At 68.6% G+C, this 24,147-nt stretch carries 19 protein-coding genes; 3 read left to right on the forward strand and 16 right to left on the reverse strand.

Annotated features, from left to right (window positions below; genetic code table 11):
• Window positions 1-34 precede the first annotated feature (34 nt).
• The 5 genes from ACQR3U_RS01180 to thyX all read right to left on the reverse strand — a co-directional run bounded on the left by ACQR3U_RS01180 (window position 35) and on the right by thyX (window position 7,152).
• Window positions 35-2,806, reverse strand: coding sequence for a DNA translocase FtsK (locus ACQR3U_RS01180; RefSeq protein ID WP_230809503.1), 2,772 nt, complete (start codon window positions 2,804-2,806; stop codon window positions 35-37).
• Window positions 2,807-2,898: 92 nt separating this feature from the next.
• Window positions 2,899-3,525, reverse strand: coding sequence for a TIGR03085 family metal-binding protein (locus ACQR3U_RS01185; protein ID WP_033096529.1), 627 nt, complete (start codon window positions 3,523-3,525; stop codon window positions 2,899-2,901).
• Between the two features lie 77 nt (window positions 3,526-3,602).
• Entirely contained in the window at window positions 3,603-5,408 is a 1,806-nt protein-coding gene (locus ACQR3U_RS01190) for a ribonuclease J (protein WP_230809504.1), read from the reverse strand.
• Window positions 5,408-6,313 (reverse strand): 4-hydroxy-tetrahydrodipicolinate synthase, encoded by a 906-nt coding sequence (gene dapA / locus ACQR3U_RS01195; RefSeq protein ID WP_006551247.1) that lies wholly within the window; start codon window positions 6,311-6,313, stop codon window positions 5,408-5,410. The genes ACQR3U_RS01190 and dapA overlap by 1 nt, the downstream gene beginning before the upstream one ends.
• An 83-nt stretch (window positions 6,314-6,396) precedes the next feature.
• A complete protein-coding gene (gene thyX, locus ACQR3U_RS01200) occupies window positions 6,397-7,152 on the reverse strand; it encodes an FAD-dependent thymidylate synthase (RefSeq protein WP_024100675.1) in 756 nt (251 codons plus the stop codon).
• Window positions 7,153-7,295: 143 nt separating this feature from the next.
• Here thyX and ACQR3U_RS01205 point away from each other — a divergent pair, with 143 nt between their 5' ends.
• Both ACQR3U_RS01205 and ACQR3U_RS01210 read left to right on the forward strand, forming a co-directional pair.
• Complete coding sequence (locus ACQR3U_RS01205; RefSeq protein WP_230809505.1) at window positions 7,296-7,895, forward strand: hypothetical protein; 600 nt, start codon at window positions 7,296-7,298, stop codon at window positions 7,893-7,895.
• A 57-nt stretch (window positions 7,896-7,952) separates the two neighbouring features.
• On the forward strand, window positions 7,953-8,393 hold the full coding sequence (locus tag ACQR3U_RS01210; protein WP_230809506.1) for an SRPBCC family protein: 441 nt from the start codon (window positions 7,953-7,955) through the stop codon (window positions 8,391-8,393).
• Between the two features lie 2 nt (window positions 8,394-8,395).
• Here the strand turns inward: ACQR3U_RS01210 and ACQR3U_RS01215 are convergent, their stop codons facing one another.
• From ACQR3U_RS01215 to ACQR3U_RS01230, 4 genes are all read right to left on the reverse strand, one after another.
• Complete coding sequence (locus ACQR3U_RS01215) at window positions 8,396-8,899, reverse strand: flavodoxin family protein (RefSeq protein WP_051424906.1); 504 nt, start codon at window positions 8,897-8,899, stop codon at window positions 8,396-8,398.
• Between the two features lie 64 nt (window positions 8,900-8,963).
• Window positions 8,964-9,443 (reverse strand): hypothetical protein, encoded by a 480-nt coding sequence (locus ACQR3U_RS01220; RefSeq protein ID WP_071934816.1) that lies wholly within the window; start codon window positions 9,441-9,443, stop codon window positions 8,964-8,966.
• Window positions 9,440-10,195: a 4-hydroxy-tetrahydrodipicolinate reductase gene (dapB, locus tag ACQR3U_RS01225; RefSeq protein ID WP_170318494.1), complete on the reverse strand. Its 756-nt coding sequence runs from the start codon at window positions 10,193-10,195 to the stop codon at window positions 9,440-9,442. Before dapB ends, ACQR3U_RS01220 begins: the two co-directional genes overlap by 4 nt.
• Window positions 10,196-10,280: 85 nt before the next feature.
• On the reverse strand, window positions 10,281-10,883 hold the full coding sequence (locus tag ACQR3U_RS01230) for a TetR/AcrR family transcriptional regulator (RefSeq protein WP_064060421.1): 603 nt from the start codon (window positions 10,881-10,883) through the stop codon (window positions 10,281-10,283).
• A gap of 23 nt (window positions 10,884-10,906) precedes the next feature.
• On the opposite strand from ACQR3U_RS01230, the gene zapE reads away from it, so the two are divergent.
• Window positions 10,907-11,986, forward strand: a complete 1,080-nt coding sequence (gene zapE / locus ACQR3U_RS01235) for a cell division protein ZapE (protein WP_024100669.1) — start codon at window positions 10,907-10,909, stop codon at window positions 11,984-11,986.
• On the opposite strand, the gene ACQR3U_RS01240 is transcribed toward zapE, so the two are convergent.
• The 7 genes from ACQR3U_RS01240 to ACQR3U_RS01270 form a co-directional block, all read right to left on the reverse strand.
• Complete coding sequence (locus ACQR3U_RS01240) at window positions 11,935-13,272, reverse strand: M16 family metallopeptidase (RefSeq protein ID WP_230809507.1); 1,338 nt, start codon at window positions 13,270-13,272, stop codon at window positions 11,935-11,937. The genes zapE and ACQR3U_RS01240 overlap by 52 nt on opposite strands.
• 84 nt (window positions 13,273-13,356) lie before the next feature.
• On the reverse strand, window positions 13,357-14,088 hold the full coding sequence (gene narI / locus ACQR3U_RS01245; RefSeq protein ID WP_006551257.1) for a respiratory nitrate reductase subunit gamma: 732 nt from the start codon (window positions 14,086-14,088) through the stop codon (window positions 13,357-13,359).
• Window positions 14,085-14,750 (reverse strand): nitrate reductase molybdenum cofactor assembly chaperone, encoded by a 666-nt coding sequence (gene narJ, locus ACQR3U_RS01250; protein WP_230809508.1) that lies wholly within the window; start codon window positions 14,748-14,750, stop codon window positions 14,085-14,087. The genes narI and narJ overlap by 4 nt, the downstream gene beginning before the upstream one ends.
• The gene (narH, locus tag ACQR3U_RS01255) at window positions 14,747-16,417 is read right to left on the reverse strand and encodes a nitrate reductase subunit beta (protein ID WP_064060416.1); all 1,671 of its coding nucleotides are present in this window, start codon (window positions 16,415-16,417) and stop codon (window positions 14,747-14,749) included. The genes narJ and narH overlap by 4 nt, the downstream gene beginning before the upstream one ends.
• 25 nt (window positions 16,418-16,442) lie before the next feature.
• Complete coding sequence (locus tag ACQR3U_RS01260) at window positions 16,443-20,138, reverse strand: nitrate reductase subunit alpha (RefSeq protein ID WP_230809509.1); 3,696 nt, start codon at window positions 20,136-20,138, stop codon at window positions 16,443-16,445.
• Window positions 20,135-21,370 carry a nitrate/nitrite transporter gene (locus ACQR3U_RS01265; RefSeq protein WP_269572316.1) on the reverse strand — a complete coding sequence of 412 codons (1,236 nt, stop codon included), beginning with the start codon at window positions 21,368-21,370 and terminating at the stop codon, window positions 20,135-20,137. Before ACQR3U_RS01265 ends, ACQR3U_RS01260 begins: the two co-directional genes overlap by 4 nt.
• Before the next feature lie 204 nt (window positions 21,371-21,574).
• A complete protein-coding gene (locus ACQR3U_RS01270) occupies window positions 21,575-23,860 on the reverse strand; it encodes a polyribonucleotide nucleotidyltransferase (RefSeq protein WP_006551262.1) in 2,286 nt (761 codons plus the stop codon).
• Window positions 23,861-24,147 lie beyond the last annotated feature (287 nt).

The raw sequence follows: 24,147 nt of genomic DNA on the forward strand, positions 1-24,147 counted from the left end.
AGGCAACAGGGACGGCCGGTCGAACGGGCATGTCTCACTGCTCTGCGGCAGGCACTTCCACCGGATCCCCGCCGCCACGGATCGAGTACAGCAGGCCGTCGAGTTCCTCGGGTTTGACCAGCACCTCGCGGGCCTTGCTGCCCTCGCTCGGCCCGACCACGCCTCGGGTCTCCATCAGGTCCATCAGGCGACCGGCCTTGGCGAAGCCGACGCGGAGCTTGCGCTGCAGCATCGACGTCGAACCGAACTGGCTCGTGACGACGAGTTCGACGGCCTGCAGGAAGACGTCGAGGTCGTCGCCGATGTCGGGGTCGACGTCCTTCTTGTCGCCGGCCTTCGGGGCGGTGACGCCCTCGTTGTACTCGGGTTCGGCCTGGTTCTTGGCGAAGTCGACGACCCCTGCAATCTCCTCGTCGGTGATGAACGCACCCTGCAGGCGGATCGGCTTGCCCGCACCCATCGGCAGGAACAGTCCGTCGCCCATACCGATGAGCTTCTCGGCACCGGGCTGGTCGAGGATGACACGCGAGTCGGTGAGCGAACTCGTCGCGAACGCGAGTCGCGAGGGCACGTTCGTCTTGATGAGACCCGTGACGACGTCCACCGAGGGTCGCTGGGTGGCGAGCACGAGGTGGATGCCCGCGGCGCGGGCCTTCTGGGTGATGCGGACGATCGCGTCCTCGACGTCGCGTGGGGCCGTCATCATCAGGTCGGCGAGCTCGTCGACGATGGCGAGGATGTACGGATACGGCCGGTACACGCGCTCGCTACCGAGCGGTGCGGTGATCTCCCCCAACTTCACCTTCGTGTTGAAGTCGTCGATGTGGCGCACGCGGTTGGCCTGCATGTCCTGGTAGCGCTGCTCCATCTCCTCGACGAGCCAGGCCAGTGCCGCCGCGGCCTTCTTCGGCTGCGTGATGATCGGCGTGATCAGGTGCGGGATGCCCTCGTAGGGCGTGAGCTCGACCATCTTGGGGTCGATGAGGATCATCCGCACCTCGTCGGGCGTCGCGCGGATGAGCAGCGACACGAGCATCGAGTTGACGAAGCTCGACTTACCGGAACCGGTCGAACCGGCGACCAGCAGGTGCGGCATCTTCGCGAGGTTGGCGGAGACGAAGTCGCCCTCGATGTCCTTGCCGAGACCGATGACGAGGGGGTGATGGTCGCGGCGGGTCGACGGTGCTGCGAGCACGTCCGACAGCCGCACGAGTTCGCGGTCGGTGTTGGGGACTTCGATGCCGACGGCGGACTTGCCCGGGATCGGTGCGAGCAACCGGACGTTGTCGGTCGCAACCGCATACGCGATGTTGCGGGCGAGCGCGGTGATCTTCTCGACTTTGACGCCGGGGCCGAGTTCGACCTCGTAGCGGGTGACGGTCGGGCCACGGGTGAAGCCGGTGACCGCGGCGTCGATCTTGAACTGTTCGAGGACCTCGGTGATCGCCTCGATCATCTGGTCGTTCGCAGCCGACCGCGTCTTCGGCGGGTCGCCCTTGGTGAGCAACTCCAGCGAGGGAAGCGTGTAGTCGCCTTCGACCTCGCGGTCGCGGACGAACGTCTCGGCAGGTTCCGGCTCGGAGGTCTGGTCGACGACCTCGGGTACCGGGGCGGCCTTCGGCTTCTTGCGGGCGGGAGCCGGGGCCGGCGCTGCGGCCGGGGTCTCGGCTACCGAGGGCACCTCCAGTGTGGCCGGCGGTGAGGCGGGCGCCTCGGGTTCGGATGCGCGGTCGTCCCACAGCGGGAGCACCTCGGTCTTCGCGTCGCCGTCGAACTCGTCAGGCGGGTAGTTCTCCACCGGGGTACGCCGGCGGCGGGACCGCTTGGGGGCGGGCGGCTCGTCGATCGGGTAGCCGTCGGCGTCGAACATCGGCGGCTCGTCGTAGCCGTAATCGTCGTCGTAGTCGCCGTACTCGTCGTCGGCGCGGTAGCCGAGGCCGAAGTAGTCGCGGAACAGTTCGGGCAGCTCCCGCACCGTGGTGCCGGTGAGCAGCAGGATCCCGAAGCCCGCCGCGAGGAGCATCAGCGGCACGGACAGCCAGACGGTGAGCCCGGAAGTGAGCGGGCCGCCCACGGCGGCACCGACGAAACCGGCCCCTTCCGAGCGGCCCTCCGCGTCGGTGGGTGAACCGGAGGCGACGTGCCACAGGCCCAGTGCGGGGAGACCGACGAGCAGTCCGCCGACGACGAGCCGGGGACGGATCTCGGGATGCGGTTCGGTGCGCATGAGCGTCACCGCGATGCCGACCGCGACAAGCGGAAGGACCGCGCTCGCACCACCGGTTATGGCGCGGACGGCCGTCTCGACCCACTCCCCCACCGGGCCGCCGACGCCGAACCACACCGTGCCGGCGATGATCACACCGATGGAGATCAATCCGAGCGCGATGCCGTCGCGACGGTGTCCGGACTCGATCTCGGTGGCGCGACCCATCGTGCGGGTCGTGGCTCCGACAGCGCGGGCCGTCATCATCCAGCCGGCGCCGACGGTGCGGCCCACGGCGGTGAGGATCCCCCCGGAACTGCGCCGGGGACGAGCGGGCGCGGGGCGTCGACTCGCGGCCGGAGCGCGACGTGCGGTGCCGCCGCTGCGACGGTTCGCGGTCGAGGCCGCGGCGCGCGGCTTGCGCGCAGGGGTGGACCGGGTCGATCCGGACGCCTTCGTCTTCGCGGTCGATCTGGTCTTCGAGGTGGAGGCACCCGCGCTGCGAGCACGGGAGGTGTTGCCGCCCGAGCCCCGCGCCCCCGTCCGCGACCGAGAGGTCGTAGACGACGTTCCGCGGCTGCCCGACGACTTTCCTGCCATATCCGCCAGGGTAGCCGCACGGACCTCTCATGAACCATCAGCAACACGGGTACCGGTCGGCGGCACTGGTCACACGCCGTCCGGGCGAGCGCTCACAGGCCGCGTTTCGATCCCGCCAGTTCGGAGACCGCCGACTCGTCGCCCTCGATCTCGAGCCGCACCTGGTCGCGGCCGAAGGCGTGCAGCACGAGTTCGGACGGTTCGCCGCGCAGCACGACGGTGCGCGGACCGCGCTTGCGCAGGGCGACCCGCTCGCCGGAACCGGACCTCTCGAAGATCACCGTGACGTCGCATCCGCCGTAGCTGTTGCGTCCGATCATCCGCGCGATGCGCCAAAGCTGGTCCTGATCGTCCGCCGACAGCGTCCGCGGCTCCCATCCGGGCTGCGCGCGGCGCACGTCCTCATGGTGCACGAACATCTCCGCCGCGTTGGCGACGGCGTCGAACAGGAACATCGGCGACCACTTCGGCGGGCCGGAATCGACGTCGGCGAGCACGTGTGCCCACTGTCGGTCGGTGGCGGAGCGTCGCACCTTCTCCGTGTGATCGGCCAGTGCCGGGACGACGATGCCGGGCATCGCGTCCACGCGGCGCTCGCGGACGAGCAGGTGCGCGGCGAGATCCCGGACCGTCCAGTCGCCGCAGAGCGTCGGCGCGTCGGGTCCGACCTCGGACATGGTGCGGACGAGGGCATGTCGTTCGCTTCGGGCGAGGCTCATTCCGCCACTCTAGCGATCACCCCTGCCCTCGCCCATCGCGCGAGCCCGCGTGTTCGGCGGGCCCGCGCGGACCGCAATCAGGAGACCGGGATCACCGTGGGCACGATCATCGGGCGACGACGATAGGTCTCGGCGACCCAGCGGCCGACGACCCGGCGGATGCCCTGGGCGATGCGATGGGTCTCCGTGACCCCTTCGGCAGCGAGTTCGTTGAGCGCCTTGTCGACGAGCTGCGCCGCCTCGTCGAGTGCGTCCGGGTCGTCGGAGAAACCGCGACCGGAGACCTCCGGGGTGCTCACCGCACGGCCGGTCGCGGCGTCGACCGCGACTGAGATGGAGATGAAACCACCCTCGCCGAGGACGAGACGATCGGACAGCGTGGACTCGCCCACGTCGCCTACCGACAGGCCGTCGACGTAGACGTGACCGACCGGGACGCGCCCGACGATTTCCGCGAGTCCGTCGACCATGTCGACGACCACACCGTCCTCCGCGAGCACGATCCGCTCGCGGGGAACACCCGTGGCCTCGGCCAGTGCGGCGTTCGCCCGCAGGTGGCGCCACTCGCCGTGGACGGGCATCGCGTTGGTGGGTCGCACCGCGTTGTAGAGATACAGCAGCTCGCCGGCCGACGCGTGACCGGAGACGTGCACCTTCGCGTTCTGCTGGGTGACGACCTTCGCGCCGCGCTTGGCCAGGCCGTTGACGACCGCGAACACGGAGTTCTCGTTGCCAGGGATCAGCGACGACGCGAGGACGACGAGGTCGTCGGCCCGGATGTTGATCTGCCGGTGCTCGCCGCGCGCCATCCGGGACAGCGCCGAGAGCGGTTCGCCCTGCGAACCGGTGGAGACCAGCACGACCCGGTCGTCGGGCAGGCTCGCGGCGGTGTCGATGTCGACCTCGAGGCCGTCGGGCACGTTCAGGTAGCCCAGATCCTGCGCGATCTGCATGTTGCGGACCATCGACCGGCCGACGAACGCCACACGCCGGTTGTAGCGCTCGGCGACGTCGACGATCTGCTGGATGCGGTGCACGTGGCTCGCGAAGGACGCGACGATCACCCGGTTGGCGGCCTTGCCGATGACGGTGTCGAGCACTCCGCCGATCTCGCGCTCCGGTGTGACGAAGCCGGGGACCTCGGCGTTCGTCGAGTCGACGAGGAACAGGTCGACACCCTCGTCGCCGAGGCGGGAGAAGCCCGCGAGGTCGGTGAGACGGTTGTCGAGCGGCAGCTGGTCGAGCTTGATGTCGCCGGTGTGCAGCACGATGCCCGCAGCGGTGCGGATCGCGACGGCGATCGCGTCCGGGATGGAGTGGTTGACCGCGAAGTACTCGCACTCGAACGGACCGTGCGAGGTGGTCTGCCCCTCGACGACCTCGACGAGGTTGGGACGCTGGCGGTGTTCGCGGCACTTCGCCGCGACGAGCGCCAGGGTGAACTTGGACCCGACGACCTGGATGTCGGGGCGCAGGCGCAGCAGGAACGGCACGGCACCGATGTGGTCCTCGTGGCCGTGGGTGAGGACGATCGCCTCGACGTCGTCCATCCGGTCCTCGATGTACCGGAAGTCGGGCAGGATCAGGTCGACGCCCGGCTGCTGGTCCTCGGGAAAGAGCACCCCGCAGTCGACGACGAGCAGCCGGCCCTGGTGCTCGAAGACCGTCATGTTGCGGCCGATCTCGCCGATACCGCCGAGCGCGACGACCCGCAGACCGTCGCGAGGAGCCTTCGGCGGCAGACCCAATCGCTCGGTGGGATCGACGATGCGGGCGTCCGGACGCTGGGGGTTCGCCGAGTTCTGCGCGACACGCCGCGGAACGCGGGCGGGCGGACCGGCGTTGCGGGTGGCGCGGCCCCGGCCGCGTGCGGGGCGGCTCATCACAGCACCCCCGCAGCCTGGAGATCCGCCGCGAGAGCGTCGATCTGCGCGGTCACCGGGGCGACCTGCGGCAGACGAGGCTCTCCGACGTCGATGCCGAGCAGCCGCAGGCCGGCCTTCGAGGCGCTCACGCCGCCCAGCCGAGCGACGGCGCGATAGATGGGCACCATCGACAGATTGATGCGGCGGGCGAGTTCGAGATCGCCGGCTTCGAAAGCGGTGTGCAGTTCGCGCAGGCGACCGGGCACGAGATGGCCGATGACGCTGACGAATCCGACGGCGCCGACGGACAGCCACGGCAGGTTCAGGGGGTCGTCGCCCGAGTAGAACTTCAGGTCGGTGGTACCGATCAGCTCGGCGCCCGCGTTCAGATCGCCCTTGGCGTCCTTCACCGCGACGATCCGGGGGTGCTCGGCGAGCAGACGCAGTGTGTCGGTCTCGATCGGCACGACGGATCGAGGTGGGATGTCGTAGAGCATGACCGGCAGATCGGTCGCGTCGGCCACCGCGACGAAGTGGGCGTAGAGGCCGGCCTGCGGGGGCCGCGAGTAGTACGGGGTCACCACGAGCAGGCCGTGTGCACCGGCTCGCGCGGCGTCGCGGGCGAGCTCGACGCTGTGGGCGGTGTCGTTGCTGCCGGCCCCGGCGATGATCTTGGCGCGGTCGCCGACGGATGCGAGCACGGCCCGCATCAGCTCCATCTTCTCGTTCTCGGTCGTCGTGGGCGATTCGCCGGTCGTACCGGCGAGAACCAGTGCGTCACAGCCACCGTCGACGAGGTAGTTCGCCAGACTCACGCCCGCATCCACGTCGAGCTTGCCATCGGCAGTGAACGGGGTCACCATCGCTGTGGCGACGGTGCCGAACGGAAGCTCGACAGCAGTTGCGGAATCACCGTTGGTCATGGTCAGAAGGCTACCGCGTGGCAGGGCCGGCTCGACACATGCCTGCCCCCCGAAGACGGATCACAGATCGGTGTAGCGGTCGATCAGAGGTCGGTCGCAAGCGTGGGAGCTGCGATCTCGCTGCCGTCGGCCAGCTTCGTGATCGCGAAGTCCGAGAACGCGTTCGGTGCGGCATCCGCGAGCTGACGCACACATTCGACGGCGAGACGCCGGATCTCGACGTCGGCATGTTCGGTCGCGCGCATGGCGACGAAGTGACGCCACGATCGGTAGTTTCCGGTGACGACGATGCGGGTCTCCGTGGCGTTGGGGAGCACCGCCCGGGCGGCCTCCCGGACCTGCTTGGCGCGCAACGGACCGGCGGGAAGATGCGAGAGCTTCTCGTCGAGCGCCGCCAACAGCGCCACATACGCCTCGCGGCTGCGCTCCGCGGCCGCGAAGAACAACTCCTCGAGTTCGGCATCGCCCGCAATCGCGGGCGGAACCACCACGGGCACCTCACCGTCGGCGACGAAACGCTGCGACAGCTGCGAGAACGAGAAGTGCCGGTGCCGGATCAGCTCGTGCGTGCACGAACGGGAGATGCCGGTGATGTAGAAGGTCGCCGTCGCGTGTTCGAGAACGGACAGGTGCCCCACGGTGAGCAGGTGACGGAGATATCCGCCGTTCGTCGCGGTGCGGGGGTTGGGCTTGGACCAGCTCTGGTAGCAGGCGCGACCGGCGAACTCGACGAGCGCTTCGCCGCCCTCGGCGTCGGTGTCCCAGTCGACGTCGTCGGGGACGTGGAACTCCGTCGTGGCGATGAGCCGGACCTTCGGAACGGCGGGTTCGGGCGCCATCGTCTCCTCCTCGCCTCGGTCGTCGCGCATCCTCCGGACGCGCCGTCTCTTCCGTCCGCACACTAACGCGCCTCGACCTGCGACGATCGATGACATCACGATGACACCTTGCGTGACATCATCGGTGACGTCACACTGGCGTCATGGACATCGACAAATACACGTCCGCCATCACGGACTCCGTGATCTCCGCAGCCGAACTCGGCGACGAGCAGACCCGACGCACCGCCGCAGCCCTCGCGACCGCCATCGCCGCACCCGTCCGCCTCGCGGTCCTGGCAGCACTGTCCGACGTGGCCAACGAGATCAGCGACGAACTCGGCGACCGCACCGTCACGGTGCGCCTCGACGGCACCGATGCCGTCCTCGCCGTCCACAGCGAACCCGCTCCCCCGCACGAGGATCCGACGCCGTCCTTCGAGGAGATGACGGGCGACATCAGCCGGGTCACCCTGCGCCTCGTCGAACAGATCAAGACCAAGGCCGAGGAAGCGGCGCAGCAGAGCGGAGTGTCACTCAACTCCTGGATGGCGCAGGCGGTACAGGGCGCCCTACGGGAGCAGATGCGCTATCAGCGCCGCGCCGACGAATGGCGCCGTCAGGGTGGCTGGGCGAAGCCCACCCCGCCCGCACCCACCGAGCCGCAGCCGTCCGACCCGAGCGACACCGCGGGCCCGGACGACGCCGCCGGCCGCAACGACACTGCGGGCCCCGACGACACGAACCCGCGCAGCGACGCGTAAGGCACCTCACCGCACGATAGAGTGCCGACGCACACAATCGGGCGACGCGGAGGGCGCATGGCAGTCAGCAGCACCAGGAGTTTCGACATCGACGCAACCCCGGAGCAGGTGATGGCCGCGCTCGCCGCGGTCGAACGCCTGCCCGAGTGGTCGTCGACCCACAAGTCCGTCACCGTCGAGTCCACCCACCCCGACGGACGACCCCACCGCGTACGGATGACCGTCTCGATCGTCGGCATCACCGACGAGCAGGTCGTCGAGTACTCCTGGAACGGCGACGAGTCGATGTCGTGGACCCTGGTGGAGAGCAGCCAGCAGCGCCAGCAGGACGGCGCCTACACCCTCACCGCCAAGGGATCCGGCACGACGGCCGAGTTCTCACTGACCATCGATCCGAAGGTCCCCATCCCCGGATTCCTCGTGCGGCGCGCCGAGAAGATGGCCCTCGAAACCGCCGGAAAGGGCCTCAAGTCGTTCACGGAGAAGAACTTCCGCTGACGTCAGATGTCACCGGCCGCGGTCGCCGCGACGATGGCGCCGAGCTCGTAGCACTGCTCGCGTACCTTCGCGTCGACCGGTCCGGTGATCTCGAGATCGGCAGCAGCCTGCACGAGACCCAACCCGGTGGTCAAGCGCCGAACCGACGCCACAGCGCCGGCGGTGTCGTTGTTCCCGTGCACCCACAGACCGTAGGGACGGCCGGCCACGGCATCGAGACACGGGTAGTAGACCGTGTCGAAGAAGTGCTTGAGCGCACCCGACATGTAACCGAAATTGGCTGTCGTGCCGAACAGGAAGCCGTCGGCGGCCAGCACATCGGGCACCGTGGCGCCCAGCGCGGGGACCACCCGGACGGTGACACCCGTGATCTCCGGGTCCCGCGCTCCCTCCAGGACGGCTTCGAGGATCTCGCGAGTCGGCGGCGAGGGGGTGTGATGCACCACCAGCACTGTGCGGGATCCGTCCTCGCGCCCTGCCTCGCCCGCCCCTGCCCGGTCTTCCACAGCCTCGTCCGTCACATCAGCAGGCTGCTGCACCATCTCGAGGTTGTCAAAGCCGCTCGCCGGTTCAGGAACCGGCGTGGCCGTCCCGTTCGAGCTTCTCGAGCGCAACGGCTCGGCGCATCGTCTCCCGCGCACGACTGCGGTCGCCCGCATAGTCGTAGGCGCGTGCGAGCCGGTAGGAGTTGCGCCAGTTGTCGGGGTCGGCTTCCCATTCCTGCTTCACGGTCGCGAACAGTTCGTCGGCGGCGTCCCGCTCGATCCGGCCCGACGGCATGCGAGGCAGATCGTCGATGTCGAGTTCGAGGCCTTCGTCGTGGATCCGCCGCGCGAGGTGCTGATGCTGCAGCCCTGCGCGGAGGGTCGCGTAGACGATCCAGGCTCCCACGATCGGGAGAATGAGGATGCCGATCCCGAGACCGATCGCCGCGACCTCACCGGACCGGACCAGTTCCAGGCCGGTGGAGCCGAGCAGAACGAAGTAGAACCCCAGCGCCACCACGATGAACGCAATGGGGACGAGGACCTTGAGCGAGCCGGTTCTCACAGGTCGAGGAGGGGATCGATTCCGACGGTCAGACCCGGTCGCTTACCGATCTCCCGCACACCGAGCAGCACGCCGGGAGCGAAGGAGGAACGGTCGATCGAGTCGTGCCGAATGGTGAGGGTCTCGCCCTGGGTGCCGAGCAGCACCTCCTGGTGAGCGACGAGGCCGGCGAGACGCACGGAGTGCACGCGGACACCGTCGACGTCACCGCCGCGCGCACCGTCGAGTTCGGTGGTGGTGGCGTCCGGACTCGGAGCCACACCGGCCTCGGCGCGGGCCTGCGCGATCAGACGGGCGGTGCGGTAGGCGGTGCCGGACGGGGCGTCGGCCTTGTTCGGATGGTGCAGCTCGATCACCTCGACGGAATCGAAGAACCGGGCGGCGGCCTGAGCGAAGCGCATCGACAGCACGGCACCGATCGCGAAGTTCGGCGCGATGAGCACGCCCACCTCGGGGCGGTCGGCGAGCCAGCTCCGCACGCGATCCAGCCGCTCGTCGTCGAAGCCGGTGGTTCCGACCACGGCGTGGATGCCGTTCTCGACGAGGAAGTGCAGGTTGTCCATGACGACGTCGGGGTGGGTGAAGTCGACGACCACCTGGGTCTGCGAGTTCACGAAGGCGTCGAGGCTGTCGCCCTTGTCGACGGTGGCGACGAGCTCGAGATCGGACGCGGCGTCGACGGCGGCGCAGATCGCCTGGCCGACCTTGCCGGCAGCACCGAGTACACCCACCCGAACCTTTGTTGCATCCACTTGCGTCGTCACGCCCTTTCGTTGCCGTCTCCCCCGGAAATCCTACGCAACCACCCGTAGACGTCCCGAGCGGGTCGAACGCCACCTACTGCTGCGCGCAGAGCGCGTCGAGCCACAGAGCGACCGCCGAACGGATCTCGTCGACGCACGCCGTGTCCGAATCCGAGGATGTATGGGCACGAGCGCCGTGGGTGCGGTCGAACAGAACTCCTTCGAGCAGGGTCACCAGATCGCGCCCCGCGGTCTCGGGGTCCGGCGCACCGAGCTCCCGCACGAGATCGGTGGCCGCGGAGATCGAGAACATGCAGGCCGCGAGCGCCTCGGCAGCCTCCGGTTCGAGGCGCGCGTCGGGCGCGAGCGCGTAGCGAGCCAGCACATCGGTGCGACGCACAGTGAGCAGGCGTTCGAGATAGCGCGCGATCAGGTCGGCAGGAGGGCTCGGGTCGCCGGTCGTGTCGTCGAACAGCGCGGCGAAATCCGCGCGCGACCGTTCGGCGAGGCGGGTGATCGCAGCCGAGACGAGCGCGTGGCGGGTGCGGAAGTAGTAGGAGGTCGATCCCTTCGGCAGGCCGAGGTGCACGTCGACGCCCGTGTGCGTCACCGCGTGGTTGCCACCGCGGGCGGCGAGTTCGAGGGCGGCATCGCTGATGGCCGTGCGCCGGGAGGGACGTTCGGGTGAAGTCGTCACTCTACGATGATAGAGTAACGGCCGTGAGGTTGCGCCGACGCAGAAACCGCATGTCGCCGAACACCGCCTCGTCGAACCCCGTCCCCCGCACGGTCTTCGAGGACGCCTCGCGCAGCCGGGGGTTCGTGCTCGATCCCGCGCAACACGACGCTGTCGAACAGCTGTGTCATCCCGAGCGCCCGAACGTCTACCTGTGGGGCCCACCCGGACGCGGCAAGAGCTGGCTCGCCGACGTGTACTTCTCGGCCTATCCCGGACGGAACAAGCTGCGCGTCCACTTCCACGAGTTCTTCCGCGACCTGCACGTCGAGCTGCGACGGCACCGCTTCGATCTCGACGCCGCACTCGATCACCTGATCGGCCGCGCCGAACTCGTGTGCTTCGACGAATTCCACGTCCACGATCCGGCGGACGGCACGTTCGTCGCCCGGCTGTTCCCCGCACTGCTCGCTCGCCGCACGCGTCTCGTCCTGACCTCGAACTATCCTCCACGCGACCTGCTCCCCAACCCGCTCTTCCACGACGGCTTCGTCCCGACGATCGAGCTCGTCGAGCGGAGCGCGACCATCGTTGCTCTGGACGGTCCGCGCGACCACCGGCTCGGCTCCGATCATGCGAAGGGATTCGCATCGGGGATCTGGGCCGTCTCCCCGTCCGATCCGCAGCTACGACGGCTCGGTCTCGAGCGGCCGGCACCGGTCGAACATCGGGTTCTGCGCCCGGCGGGGCGTCCGCTCCGCGCCCTACGGGCCGAGAAGGACTGTCTCTGGTTCGATTTCCGCGATCTCTGCGGGCATCCCACGGCTCCGGCCGACTATCTGGCGCTCGCGGCGGACCACTTGTTCTGGGTCGTCGACAAGATCCCGGATCTGACGACCGTGGGTCGCGAACCCGCGCAGCGGTTCGCCAATCTCGTGGATGTGCTCCACGACCGCGACGTGCGGGTCGTGTTCGTCTCGGAGGTCGCGGCGTCGGAACTCGCTGCCGCGGTGGGACCCGTCGCGCACGACATCGGACGCCTCCGGAGCCGACTGGCTCAGCTGAGGACGATTCAGGACACGAGCGCGCGCACCGACGCCGGAAGATCACGCGTGCGCCGGTAGGGGCCGGCGACGGCGACCGCGAACGGCCGGTGCAGCAGGTCGGCTGCCACGCTGCGCACCTCCTCGGTGGACACCGACGAGATGCGTTCGAGGGTCTCAGTGATGCCCCAGTGCTGCCCGTAGCTCAGTTCGCTGCGGCCGATCCGGTGCATGCGCGCCCCGGTGTCCTCGAGTCCGAGCACGAGACCGCCGCGCAGCGACCCCTTTGCGCGAGCGCATTCCGCGTCGGTGATGCCGTGTTCGGCCACGTCGGTGAGCACCTCACGGACCACCGCGGCGACCTCACCGAGATTGTCGGGCTGGCAGCCCGCGTACACGGATAAGGCGCCGGTGTCGGCGAAGGTGTCGGTGCCGGAGTACACCGAGTAGGCCAGGCCCCGCTTCTCGCGCACCTCCTGGAACAGGCGCGAACTCAGCCCACCGCCGACGGCTGCGTTGAGCACCGACAGCGCCCAGCGACGCCCGTCGTGCCGACCGAAGGACCGCACGCCGAGCGTCAGGTGCGCCTGCTCGTTGTCGCGCTCGACGATGCTCATCGTCGGCGCAGTGCGCAGTTCGAGCCGTCCGTCGCGGCAGGGCGCAGGGGTGGCCGCGTCGTCCAGGTGACCGGCGAAGGCGCGGCGGACCAGTTCGACGGTGTGCGCGTGGTCGACGTTGCCGGCGACCGCGACGACCATCCGCGGCGGGGTGTAGCGGCGCACATGGAACGAGTGCAGCTGGGTCCGGGTCATGGACTCGATCGACTCGACGGATCCGATGATCGGCCGGCCGATGGGGTGATCGCCGTACAGCGCGGTGAGCAGCGAGTCGCCGAGCAGATCCTCCGGATCGTCGTCGCGCATCGCGATCTCCTCGAGCACCACCTGACGCTCGACGTCGACGTCCGCGCTCAGGCACCGGCCGCGCAGGACGACGTCGGCGACGACGTCGACGGCGATCGGCAGGTCGTCGTCGAGGACGTGCGCGTAGAAGCAGGTGTGTTCCTTGCTGGTGAACGCGTTGAGCTCTCCCCCGATCCCGTCCATCGTCTCGGCGATGTCGAGAGCGGTACGCGTCGGGGTCGCCTTGAACAGCAGGTGCTCGAGGAAGTGGGCGGCGCCTGCGACCGACGGTTGTTCGTCGCGGGATCCGACACCGACCCACACGCCGACGGCCGCCGAGCGCACTCCCGGGACGTGCTCGGTGACGACCCGCACTCCCCCGGGAAGGACCGAGCGGCGGACGCCGGTGGCCGCGACGGGTGCGGGGGTCGAAGCGTCGTTCTTCACGTGGGAACTGGAAGCCATGGGGATCTTCGGTGGTCCTGACAAGGTCGGAGGGCGCGGAACATTTCACAGTACACCGGGACTGTCCCCCACCATCGGTCGCGCTCACCACCCCCGTCGTTGCGGTTGCGAACCCACGAGCCGGCCGGGACGTGCCTCCTCGCGGCTGCGGTAGACGATGTACGGCCGGAACAGGTATCCGACGGGGGCACTGAAGGCGTGGACTAGGCGGGTGAACGGCCATATCGCGAAGAGCACGAGGCCGATCAGCGCGTGCAGCTGGAAGCTGAACGGCGCCTCCACCATCAGGTCGCCGCGGGGTTGCAGGACCCAGATCGACCGGAACCACGGCGAGACGGTCTCCCGGTAGTTGTGTTCCTCGCCCACGACACCCGACCCCATCAGCGTGGTGGCGAGACCCGCCACGATCGCGGCGACGAGCACGACATACATGACCTTGTCGTTGAGAGTGGTGGCGCTGAAGACGGGACCGCGGGTGCGACGGCGATACACGAGCAGGGAGATGCCGACGAGCGTCGAGACACCCGCGATCGTGCCGAGCGTGATGGCCTGCACGTGATAGGCGTGCTGACTCAATCCCACGGCGTCGGTCCACGACTGCGGGATCACCAGGCCGATGACGTGGCCGACGATCACGACCAGGATCCCGAAGTGGAACATGGGGCTCGCGATGCGCAGCAACCGCGCCTCGTACAGCTGGGACGAACGGGTGGTCCATCCGAACTTGTCGTATCGGTACCGCCACCAGGTCCCCACCGCGACGATCGCGAGCGTCACGTACGGCACCACGTCCCAGAAGATCTCTCCTGCACTCATGATTCCGGAACTCCTCGCCGGGGCGGCACCGTCAGGGTGAAGGGCTGCAGACCGATCGACTCGCGGGGCGGTCCCGCCTGCGCGAGGCGCCGGGCCCGTTCCTCGTCCCGGGCGGTGACCGGCGGGAGCGTCGCGCACACGGCCGCGACGACCTGCGCGTACGCCGAGCCGGCCTCGTGCAGGGAGGTGTGCAGCACGTCGAGGGCCACCCGATACCGGGTGAGGAGTTCCTCGCCCGCGGCGGGATCCACGGTGGCCGCGAATTCGAGGACGACCGGCAGATGGTCGGGTGATTCGTGGGCGGGCGGCTCGACGCCCGAGGCGCGGTAGGCACTCGCGAAGGCGTGCATCTCGGCGCCGCGATTCCGGGTGTCGCCCGCGGTCCAGTAGGTCAGGTACATCGTCGAGCGTCGCCGCAGGTCGAAGGTCTCGACGTACCGCTGGGCCAGGACGAGCAGATCCGGTTCGTCCAGTGCGCGGATCGCCGTCCCCAGCATGTCCTGCTCGGGACCGGTGATGTGGTCGACGAGCTGCCCGGCGACGTCCAGCCGTCCGGCGTGTCCGGCGTCGGGATAGGCGAGCAGCAGCGACGCGGCCTGACGGACGAGGCGACGGTGCAGGGCGCGATCGACGCCGGCGCGCCGTGGACGCAGCAGTCTCATTGCTTCTCCCCCCTCGTGTCGTGACCGCCCGGGAACATGCCCGTCGGTACGCCCTTGCCGTCCCAGTTCAGGAGGTTCACCCGCGACGGGTTCGACGCGTTCGCCGCCATCCCCTCACTGGTCTGCCGCTGTGCGAGGGCGTGGAAGGTCTCGACCGCCACCGGGACCGGGACGCCGCTGGCCTCCCCGAACGGACCCGACTCGTACATGCCGGGGCCACCTTCGTAGGACAGCGCGCAGTCCGTCGCCGACTCCTCGAGCCGATGTCCTTCGGCCGCGTAGGCGGTCGGGATGACGTACCGCTCGTCGTACTTGGCGAGCGCGAGGAGCCGGTACATCTCGTAGATCCGTTCCTCGGTCATGCCGACGGCCTCGGGGATCTCGGGGCGGGTCTCGCGGCCGAGATTGATGTCGCGCATGTAGGAGCGCATCGCGGCGAGTCGTCGCAACACCGCCTCGACCGTCGCGGTGTCCCCGGCGGTGAAGAGTTCCGCGAGGTACGCGATGGGGATGCGCAGGGCGTCGAGGGCGCCGAACAGGTTGCCGATGTCCTCGCCGTCGTGTCCCTCCCGGCTGACGGCGTCGACGACCGGTGACAGCGGTGGCACGTACCAGACCATCGGCATCGTCCGGTATTCCGGATGCAGCGGCAACGCGACCCGGTACGTGCTGATCAGGTCGTAGACCGGGGACCGTTGCGCGGCCTCGATCCACTCGTCGGAGATGCCCTCGGCGCGGGCGCCGGCGATCACCTCGGGGTCACGGGGGTCGAGCAGCAGGCCGCGTTGCGCCTCGTACAGGTCGGTGTCGTTCTCCACCGATGCCGCCTCCAGGACCCGATCGACGTCGTAGAGGACCAGACCGATGTACCGGAGCCTGCCCACGCATGTCTCCGAACACACGGTCGGCAGCCCCACCTCGACCCGCGGGTAGCAGAAGGTGCACTTCTCGGCCTTCCCGGTCTTGTGGTTGAAGTACACCTTCTTGTACGGGCATCCGGACACGCACATCCGCCAGCCGCGGCACCGGTCCTGGTCGACGAGGACGATGCCGTCCTCCGACCGCTTGTACATCGCGCCGGACGGACACGACGCCACACACGACGGGTTGAGGCAGTGCTCGCAGATCCGCGGCAGGTAGAACATGAAGGTCTGCTCGAACTCGAGCTTGATCCGGTCGCCGACCTTCTTCAGGATCGGGTCGTCGGGCACGATCGCCGGTGAGCCACCGAGGTTGTCGTCCCAGTTCGCCGACCATTCCACCTTCATCGGTTCACCGGAGATGAGGCTGCGCGGCGAGGCCACCGGGACGTGGTCGCCGAGCGGGGCGTTCGTCAGGTTGTCGTAGTCGTAGGTCCACGGTTCGTAGTAGTCGTGGATCGACGGCATCTTCGGGTTCGAGAAGATGCGGGCGAGTTTCGCGAGGCGTCCACCGTCGCGGAGACGCAGCCGTCCCTTGGTATCCCGGACCCAGCCACCGCGCCAGCGTTCCTGGTCCTCGTAGGTGCGCGGATAGCCCTGGCCCGGCCGGGTTTCGACGTTGTTGAACCACACGTACTCGGTGCCCGACCGGTTGGTCCACGCCTGTTTGCAGGTCACCGAGCAGGTGTGGCATCCAATGCACTTGTCGAGGTTCATCACCATCGCGAGTTGTGCCATGACCTTCACGATCGCCTCGCTTCCTGCTCACGCATCAGTAGACGACCTCCTGGGATCGGCGACGCACGATCGTCACCTCGTCGCGCTGGTTGCCCGTCGGGCCGAGATAGTTGAACGCGTAGGCCGTCTGCGCGTATCCACCGGCCAGGTGGCTCGGCTTGATGAGGATGCGGGTCAGCGAATTGTGGATGCCGCCGCGGCGTCCGGTGGTCTCGCTGCGCGGGACGTCGATGACGCGGTCCTGGGCGTGGTAGACGAACACCACCCCTTCGGGCATCCGGTGCGAGACGATCGCCCGGCACACCACGACACCGTTGCGGTTGACGGCCTCGACCCAGTCGTTGTCGCTCACCGAGATCTTTGCGGCGTCGGCCGGCGACATCCACATCGTCGGCCCGCCCCGGGACAGCGACAGCATGAACAGGTTGTCCTGATATTCCGAGTGGATCGACCACTTCGAGTGCGGGGTCAGGTATCTCACCGTCAGACCGACACCGTCGCCGGAGCCGACCGCCTGTTCGCCGAACAACCGCGACATGTCGAGTGGGGGCCGGTAGACCGGGAGCTGCTCCCCGAGCTCTTCGAGCCAGTCGTGGTCGACGTAGAAGTGCATCCGGCCCGTCAACGTGTGGAACGGTTTCAGCTCCTCGATGTTCATCGTGAACGGCGCGTACCGGCGACCTCCCGTTTCGCTCCCGGACCATTCCGGGCTCGTGATGACCGGTACGGGACGGGCCTGGGTGTCGGCGTAGGTGATCCGCCGTTCCTCGCTGCCCTCCGCGAGGTGCACGAGTCGCCGTCCGGTGCGTTTCTCCAGTTCACGGAAACCCTCGACGGCGAGCCTGCCGTTGGACGTGCCCGACAGCGCGAGGATCGTGTCGGCCATGCGTTCGGCGGTGGTGATCGCCGGACGTCCCTGTCCGGCACCGGAATCCATCACGCCGAATCTCTGTGCCAGTTCGGCGACCTCACGGTCCGGCCGGGTCACGACGCCCTTGGTGTTCAACCCGAGGGACTCGACGAGCGGACCGAGCGTCGCCCACTTCTCCGCGATCGCACCGTAGTCCCGTTCGACGACGGTGAGCGGACCCATCGTCCTCCCCGGAACCGGCACCTCGCCGGTCGAGCGCCAGTCCCGCTCGGTGCCGGACGGATACGCCATCGCTGCGGGCGTGTCGTGCTGCAGTGTCCCCATCACGATGTCGGTGCGGGTTCCCAGGTGGGTCCGGGCGAGGGTGCTGAAGGTCTGCGCGATGGCGCCGAAAGCGTCGTAGTCCGAACGGGTTTCCCAGGGCGGATCGACCGCTGCGGTGAAGGCGTGGATGTAGGGGTGCATGTCGGTGCTCGACAGGTCGCCCTTCTCGTACCAGGTCGCGGCGGGCAGGACGATGTCGGAGAACAACGTTGTCGAGGTCATGCGGAAGTCGATCGACATGAGCAGGTCGAGTTTTCCTTCGGGCAGGTCGTCGGGCCACGCCACCTCACCGGGCCGCAGGCCGGGGGCCGTCGGCTCGGCCTGCACGTTGGAATCGGTGCCGAGCAGGTGCCGCAGGAAATACTCGTTGCCCTTGCTGGACGAGCCGAGCAGGTTCGACCGCCACACGCTGAGCACGCGCGGCCAGTTCCGCGGGTCGTCGGGGTCGGTCACCGACAGTTTCAGTTCACCCGAGGCGAGTTGCTGCGCGACGTGCTGCGGGATCTCCCGTCCCGCCGCCCGTGCCTGTTCGGCAATCTCGTGGGTGTTGCGGTCGAACTGGGGATAGAAGGGTGTCCAGCCCATGGCGACCGCGGACGCCATGACGTCCATCGTGTGCTTGTCGCGGAAACGACCTCGTCCCAGCGGACTGGCCAGCGCGTCGGCACGGTAACCGTCGTAGCGCCACTGGTCGGTGTGCACGTACCAGTAGGAGGTGCCGGCCATCTGGCGAGGTGGGCGAGACCAGTCCGTCCCCATCGCCATGGCCGCCCATCCCGTGACGGGACGGCACTTCTCCTGGCCGACGTAGTGCGCCCACCCGCCTCCGTTGCGTCCCATGCAGCCGGTGAGCATGAGCAGCGCAAGTACGGCGCGATAGGTCGCGTCGCCGTGGAACCACTGGCAGATGCCGGCCCCCATGATGATCATCGAACGCCCGCCCGACTCCTCGGCGTTGCGGGCGAACTCCGTCGCGATCCGGATCGCCTGGGCCGCGGGCACCCCGGTGAGGGCCTCCTGCCAGGCCGGGGTGTACGGCGAGCCCGGGTCGTCGTACCCGCTCGGCCACTGCCCGGGCAGGTCGAGCTCCGGACGGTTCACCCCGTACTGCGCGAGCATCAGGTCGAAGACGGTGCACACGAGGTGGTCCCCGATCCGACGGACCGGCACGCCCCGTTCGATGCTTTCACCGTGCCCGTCGACGGTGTCGAAGCTCGGCAGGTACACCGCCGCGGTCTCGCCCGCTCCCCCGCCGCGGGGCGCGACCGTCAATGTCGGGACGAGGTCGCCGAGTTCGAGATTCCACTTTCCGATGCCGTCGTCGCCGTAGCGGAAGCCGAGGGAGCCCGGGGGTACGACGACGGTGTCGGTCGCACCGTCGACGAAGACCGGTTTGAAGGCCGCGTTCTCGACGCTGTGCCCGAGATCGGCGGCGGTGAGGTTCTTGCCCGGCACGAGCCTTCCGTCGCGTTCCTCGACCCGCACGAGGAAGGGCAGGTCGGTGTACCGGCGCACGTAGTCGACGAAGAACGGCACGCGCTGCCGCACATAGAACTCGGTGAGGAGCACGTGGCCCATCGCCATCGCCAGGGCACCGTCGGTACCGGCCGCGCACGCCATCCACTCGTCGGCGAACTTGGTGTTGTCGGCGTAGTCCGGACTCACCGAGACGACCTTGGTGCCGCGGTAGCGGACCTCCGTCATCCAGTGCGCGTCCGGGGTGCGGGTGACGGGCACGTTCGAACCCCACATCATCAGGTAGGAGGCGTCCCACCAGTCCCCGGACTCGGGTACGTCGGTCTGATCGCCGAAGACCTGCGGCGACGCCACCGGTAGGTCGGCGTACCAGTCGTAGAACGACGTCATCACGCCGCCGAGCAGTTCGACGAACCGGGATCCGGCGGCGAAGGAGACCATCGACATGGCGGGGATCGGCGAGAAGCCGGCCACCCGGTCGGGTCCGTACTCCTTGATGGTGTGGACGTGCGCGGCGGCGATCATCTCGGTGGCCTCGGCCCACGTGACGCGCACCAGTCCGCCCTTGCCGCGGGCACGCTGGTAGCGGCGGCGCCGTTCGGGATCGTTCTGGACGTCGGCCCAGGCGAGCACCGGATCGCCGAGTCGCTGCCGCGCCTCCCGGTACATCTCGACGAGCAGCCCGCGCGCGTACGGATAGCGCACGCGCGTCGGCGAGTAGGTGTACCAGGAGAAGGCCGCGCCGCGCGGGCATCCGCGCGGTTCGTACTCAGGACGGTCGGGACCGACTGTCGGATAGTCGGTTTCCTGGGTCTCCCAGGTGATGATGCCGTCCTTGACGTAGATCTTCCACGAGCACGAGCCGGTGCAGTTCACCCCGTGGGTCGAGCGGACGACCTTGTCGTGGCTCCAGCGGTCCCGGTAGAAGATGTCGCCCTCGCGGCCACCGCGCCGCGTGACCGTGCGTGTGTCGTCGGACTGCTCGCCGGAGGTGAAGAACCGTCCGCCGCGCACGAGCAGTTCCTCGATCCGGTTCCCGACTCCGGCGGTGTCCGTCACGGCTTCTCCTCACGTACGTCGCGGGTTCCGGATCGTGCGACAGGGGGCGGTTCATGGACGTGCAGCCGAAATGCGGTGTAGAACAGGCACACCAGTGCCGTCGCCGCGAGCAGGAGCAGACCGACGGTGTAGTCGTTGCCTTCGGCGTCGTAGGTCGCGCCCATCACCAGTGGCGGGAAGTAGCCGCCGAGCCCACCGGCAGCGGCGACGATGCCGGTGACACTGCCCACTGTGTGCGCCGGGGCGCGGCGCGCCACCCACGCGAAGACACCGCCGGTGCCGATGCCGAGGAAGATCGCCATTGTGATGAACGTCAGCGCCGACCACAGGTCGGGCGGGGGCTGGAAGGTCGCGATCACCGCCATCACGGCGGTGCCGGTGAACGAGGCCAGGACCACGTATTTCGGCGGCACCCGGTCCGACAGCGCTCCGCCCACGGGCCGGGCGAGGACGGCGGCGAGCGCGAAACCCGCCGTGCGCGTACCGGCGTCGACGGCGGAGAAGCCGTAGATCGTCTTGATGTAGGTGGGCAGATAGTTGCTGAACGCCACGAATCCGCCGAACACGACCGCGTACAGGAACGACATCTCCCAGGTCACACCGAGTTTCGCCGCGGCTGTCAGTTTGGGCAGCACCGGGTCGGTGTTGGGACGGAAATCGGGAGCATTGCGCATCACCAGGATGCACACCACGGCGGTCACGGCGAGGGCGGCCGCCACGACGATGTGGGTGGGCACCAGCCCGAACCAGTTCACGAAACGCGGGGTGAAGAAGGCCGACAGGGCCGTGCCCACCATGCCCGCCCCGAACACGCCGGTCGCGAAGCCGCGGCGGGCGGGTTCGTACCAGTTGTTGGCGAACGGGATCCCGACCGCGAAGATCGTGCCGGCGATGCCGAGGAAGAACCCGCAGACCAGGAGCAGCGGATAGGAGCCGGCCTCGGCGGCGAATCCGACCGCGACGACGGGAACGATCGACGACAGCGAGACGGCGATGAACATCGCCCGTCCGCCGTACCGGTCCGTCATCGCCCCGACCGCGATGCGGCCGAGGGAGCCCACGAGGATCGGCGTGGCCACCAACATCGACGCTTCCGCGCTGCTGAGCGACATGTCGGTGGCGTAGGTCGTCGACAGCGGCCCGATCATGTTCCAGGCCCAGAAGTTGATGGCGGACACCCAGGTTGCCAGAGCAAGATTCGCTCCGCGCAACCTCCCGAGATCCGCCTGCATGCCCGTTCTCACATACTCAGGGAACCATTCCCGGGCGCGGTCCGGACCCGGTTCGGCGGAACCTCACCCGGATGACATCCGGCCGTTGCACCCCGGTAACCATGGTCTGCCGGAAACGCCGCACCCGTGGTGCCCGACCGGATGTCGGGCGCCACGGGTGCGGGGTTCACGCGCCCACCGGGAACCGGCAGGCGGGTGGGGTGATCAGGACTCGGCGTTCTCGCCGGTCGCAGCAGCCTCGGCCGACTCGTCCTCGACGGGGACGAGGCTGATCTTGCCGCGGTTGTCGATGTCGGCGATCTCGACGCGGATCTTCGAACCGACGTTCACGACGTCCTCGACCTTGGCGATGCGCTTGCCGTTGCCGAGCTTGCTGATGTGCACCAGGCCGTCGCGGCCGGGGAGCAGGGAGACGAACGCTCCGAACGCCGTGGTCTTGACCACGGTGCCGAGGAAGCGCTCGCCGACCTTCGGCAGCTGCGGGTTGGCGATGGCGTTGATCTTGTCGATCGCGGCCTGCGCGGACGGGCCGTCCGCTGCACCGACGTAGACGGTGCCGTCATCTTCGATGGAGATGTTGGCGCCGGTCTCCTCGGTGATCGAGTTGATCATCTTGCCCTTGGGGCCGATGACCTCACCGATCTTGTCCATCGGGACCTTGATGGTGGTGATTCGCGGAGCGAACTCGCTCATCTCGTCGGGCGTGTCGATGGCCTCGGCCATGACCTCGAGGATCGTGGCGCGGGCATCGTGGGCCTGCGAGAGCGCACCGGCGAGGACCTGCGACGGGATACCGTCGAGCTTGGTGTCGAGCTGCAGGGCGGTCACGAAGTCCTTCGTGCCGGCGACCTTGAAGTCCATGTCGCCGAACGCGTCCTCCGCACCGAGGATGTCGGTGAGGGCGACGTAGCGGGTCTCGCGGGTACCGTCCTCGAGCTCGATCTCGTCGGAGACCAGGCCCATCGCGATGCCCGCGACGGGGGCCTTCAGCGGCACACCGGCGTTGAGCATCGACAGGGTCGAGGCGCACACCGAACCCATCGAGGTCGAGCCGTTGGAGCTCAGGGCCTCGGATACCTGACGGATCGCGTAGGGGAACTCCTCCTGGCTCGGCAGAACCGGGATGAGCGCGCGCTCTGCGAGGGCACCGTGGCCGATCTCGCGACGCTTCGGGGAGCCCACACGACCGGTCTCACCGGTGGAGTACGGCGGGAAGTTGTAGTGGTGCATGTAGCGCTTGCTGGTCTCGGGGCCGAGCGAGTCGACCTGCTGCGCCATCTTCACCATGTCGAGCGTGGTGACACCCATGATCTGGGTCTCGCCACGCTCGAACAGCGCCGAACCGTGAGCGCGCGGCACCACGGCGACCTCGGCCGAGAGCGCACGGATGTCGGTGACACCGCGGCCGTCGATGCGAAACTGGTCGCGCAGGATGCGCTGGCGCACGAGCTTCTTGGTGAGCGAGCGGAAGGCTGCGCCGATCTCCTTCTCGCGACCCTCGAAGTTCGGGGCGACCTGCTCGAGCACCTCGACCTTGATCTCGTCGGTGCGATCGTCGCGCTCCTGCTTGCCGGCGATGGTGAGCGCCTCGGCGAGCTTCTCCCCCGCGGCGGCCTCGACCGCGGCGTAGACGTCGTCCTGGTAGGCCGGGAACAGCGGGAAGTCGCCGGTCGGCTTGGCCGAGGCGGCGGCGAGCTGCTGCTGTGCGATGCACAGGCGCGCGATGAACGGCTTGGCGGCCTCGAGGCCCTCGGCGACGATCGTCTCGGTCGGTGCCTGCGCACCACCGTCGACGAGCGCGATGACGTTCTCGGTCGCCTCGGCCTCGACCATCATGATCGCGACGTCCGCGGTGTCGGGGTTGTCTCCCCCACCGACGATGCGACCGGCGACGACCATGTCGAAGACGGCGTTCTCGAGCTGCTCGACGGTCGGGAACGCGACCCACTGGCCCGACTTGTTGTCGTCGGAGACGATGAGCGCGACACGCACGCCACCGACCGGGCCGGAGAACGGCAGGCCGGCGAGCTGGGTGGAGGCCGACGCGGCGTTGATCGCGACGACGTCGTAGAGGTCGTTCGGGTTCAGGCTCAGAACCGTGACGACGACCTGGATCTCGTTGCGCAGACCGTCGACGAAGGACGGGCGCAGCGGCCGGTCGATCAGACGGCAGGTCAGGATCGCGTCGGTGGAGGGGCGTCCCTCCCGACGGAAGAACGAGCCGGGGATGCGACCCGCGGCGTACATGCGCTCCTCGACGTCCACCGTCAACGGGAAGAAGTCGAACTGGTCCTTGGGCTGCTTCGAGGCGCTGGTGGCCGAGAGCAGCATGGTCTCGTCGTCGAGATAGGCGACGACCGAACCGGCGGCCTGGCGTGCGAGGCGGCCGGTCTCGAAACGGATGGTGCGGGTGCCGTAGGCACCGTTGTCGAGCGTTGCGGTGGTCTCGTAGACCCCTTCGTCGATCTCGACTGCGGTAGTGCTTGTCATCTGTATGTCTTCTCTTCCCTCTTCGTCTTCGCCGTACCCGCGCGGGCGCCGCGACCCCCGTGGCCACGGCTGCGCACCGACTCACGGAGGCGGTCGTCGATCGAAACCCTCCGGCGGATTCGGGATACGACACCCGACGGGACCGGAAGGTCACTACCGAGGACCGACACCGTCGGTGCATACGGATCATCACCATTGGAGGCGATGGAAGTCGCCGGCCGAACCGGCACAAACACCGACAGCCAACGAGGCCCAGTGTAGTGGGTACCCCGTCGGCTGCCGGAAAA

This window comes from Rhodococcus sp. IEGM1339 (assembly GCF_050321925.1).
Lineage (GTDB): Bacteria > Actinomycetota > Actinomycetes > Mycobacteriales > Mycobacteriaceae > Rhodococcus > Rhodococcus pyridinivorans.

Coding starts and splice junctions, on each gene's coding strand:
- narJ (WP_230809508.1), bottom strand. CDS start 14,750: ATGAGACTGCTGCGTCCACGGCGCGCCGGCGTCGATCGCGCCCTGCAC.
- thyX (WP_024100675.1), bottom strand. CDS start 7,152: ATGGCGCCCGAACCCGCCGTTCCGAAGGTCCGGCTCATCGCCACGACG.
- ACQR3U_RS01185 (WP_033096529.1), bottom strand. CDS start 3,525: ATGAGCCTCGCCCGAAGCGAACGACATGCCCTCGTCCGCACCATGTCC.
- dapA (WP_006551247.1), bottom strand. CDS start 6,313: ATGACCAACGGTGATTCCGCAACTGCTGTCGAGCTTCCGTTCGGCACC.
- ACQR3U_RS01190 (WP_230809504.1), bottom strand. CDS start 5,408: ATGAGCCGCCCCGCACGCGGCCGGGGCCGCGCCACCCGCAACGCCGGT.
- ACQR3U_RS01180 (WP_230809503.1), bottom strand. CDS start 2,806: ATGGCAGGAAAGTCGTCGGGCAGCCGCGGAACGTCGTCTACGACCTCT.
- ACQR3U_RS01205 (WP_230809505.1), top strand. CDS start 7,296: ATGGACATCGACAAATACACGTCCGCCATCACGGACTCCGTGATCTCC.
- ACQR3U_RS01270 (WP_006551262.1), bottom strand. CDS start 23,860: ATGACAAGCACTACCGCAGTCGAGATCGACGAAGGGGTCTACGAGACC.
- ACQR3U_RS01210 (WP_230809506.1), top strand. CDS start 7,953: ATGGCAGTCAGCAGCACCAGGAGTTTCGACATCGACGCAACCCCGGAG.
- ACQR3U_RS01265 (WP_269572316.1), bottom strand. CDS start 21,370: ATGCAGGCGGATCTCGGGAGGTTGCGCGGAGCGAATCTTGCTCTGGCA.
- narI (WP_006551257.1), bottom strand. CDS start 14,088: ATGAGTGCAGGAGAGATCTTCTGGGACGTGGTGCCGTACGTGACGCTC.
- ACQR3U_RS01240 (WP_230809507.1), bottom strand. CDS start 13,272: ATGGCTTCCAGTTCCCACGTGAAGAACGACGCTTCGACCCCCGCACCC.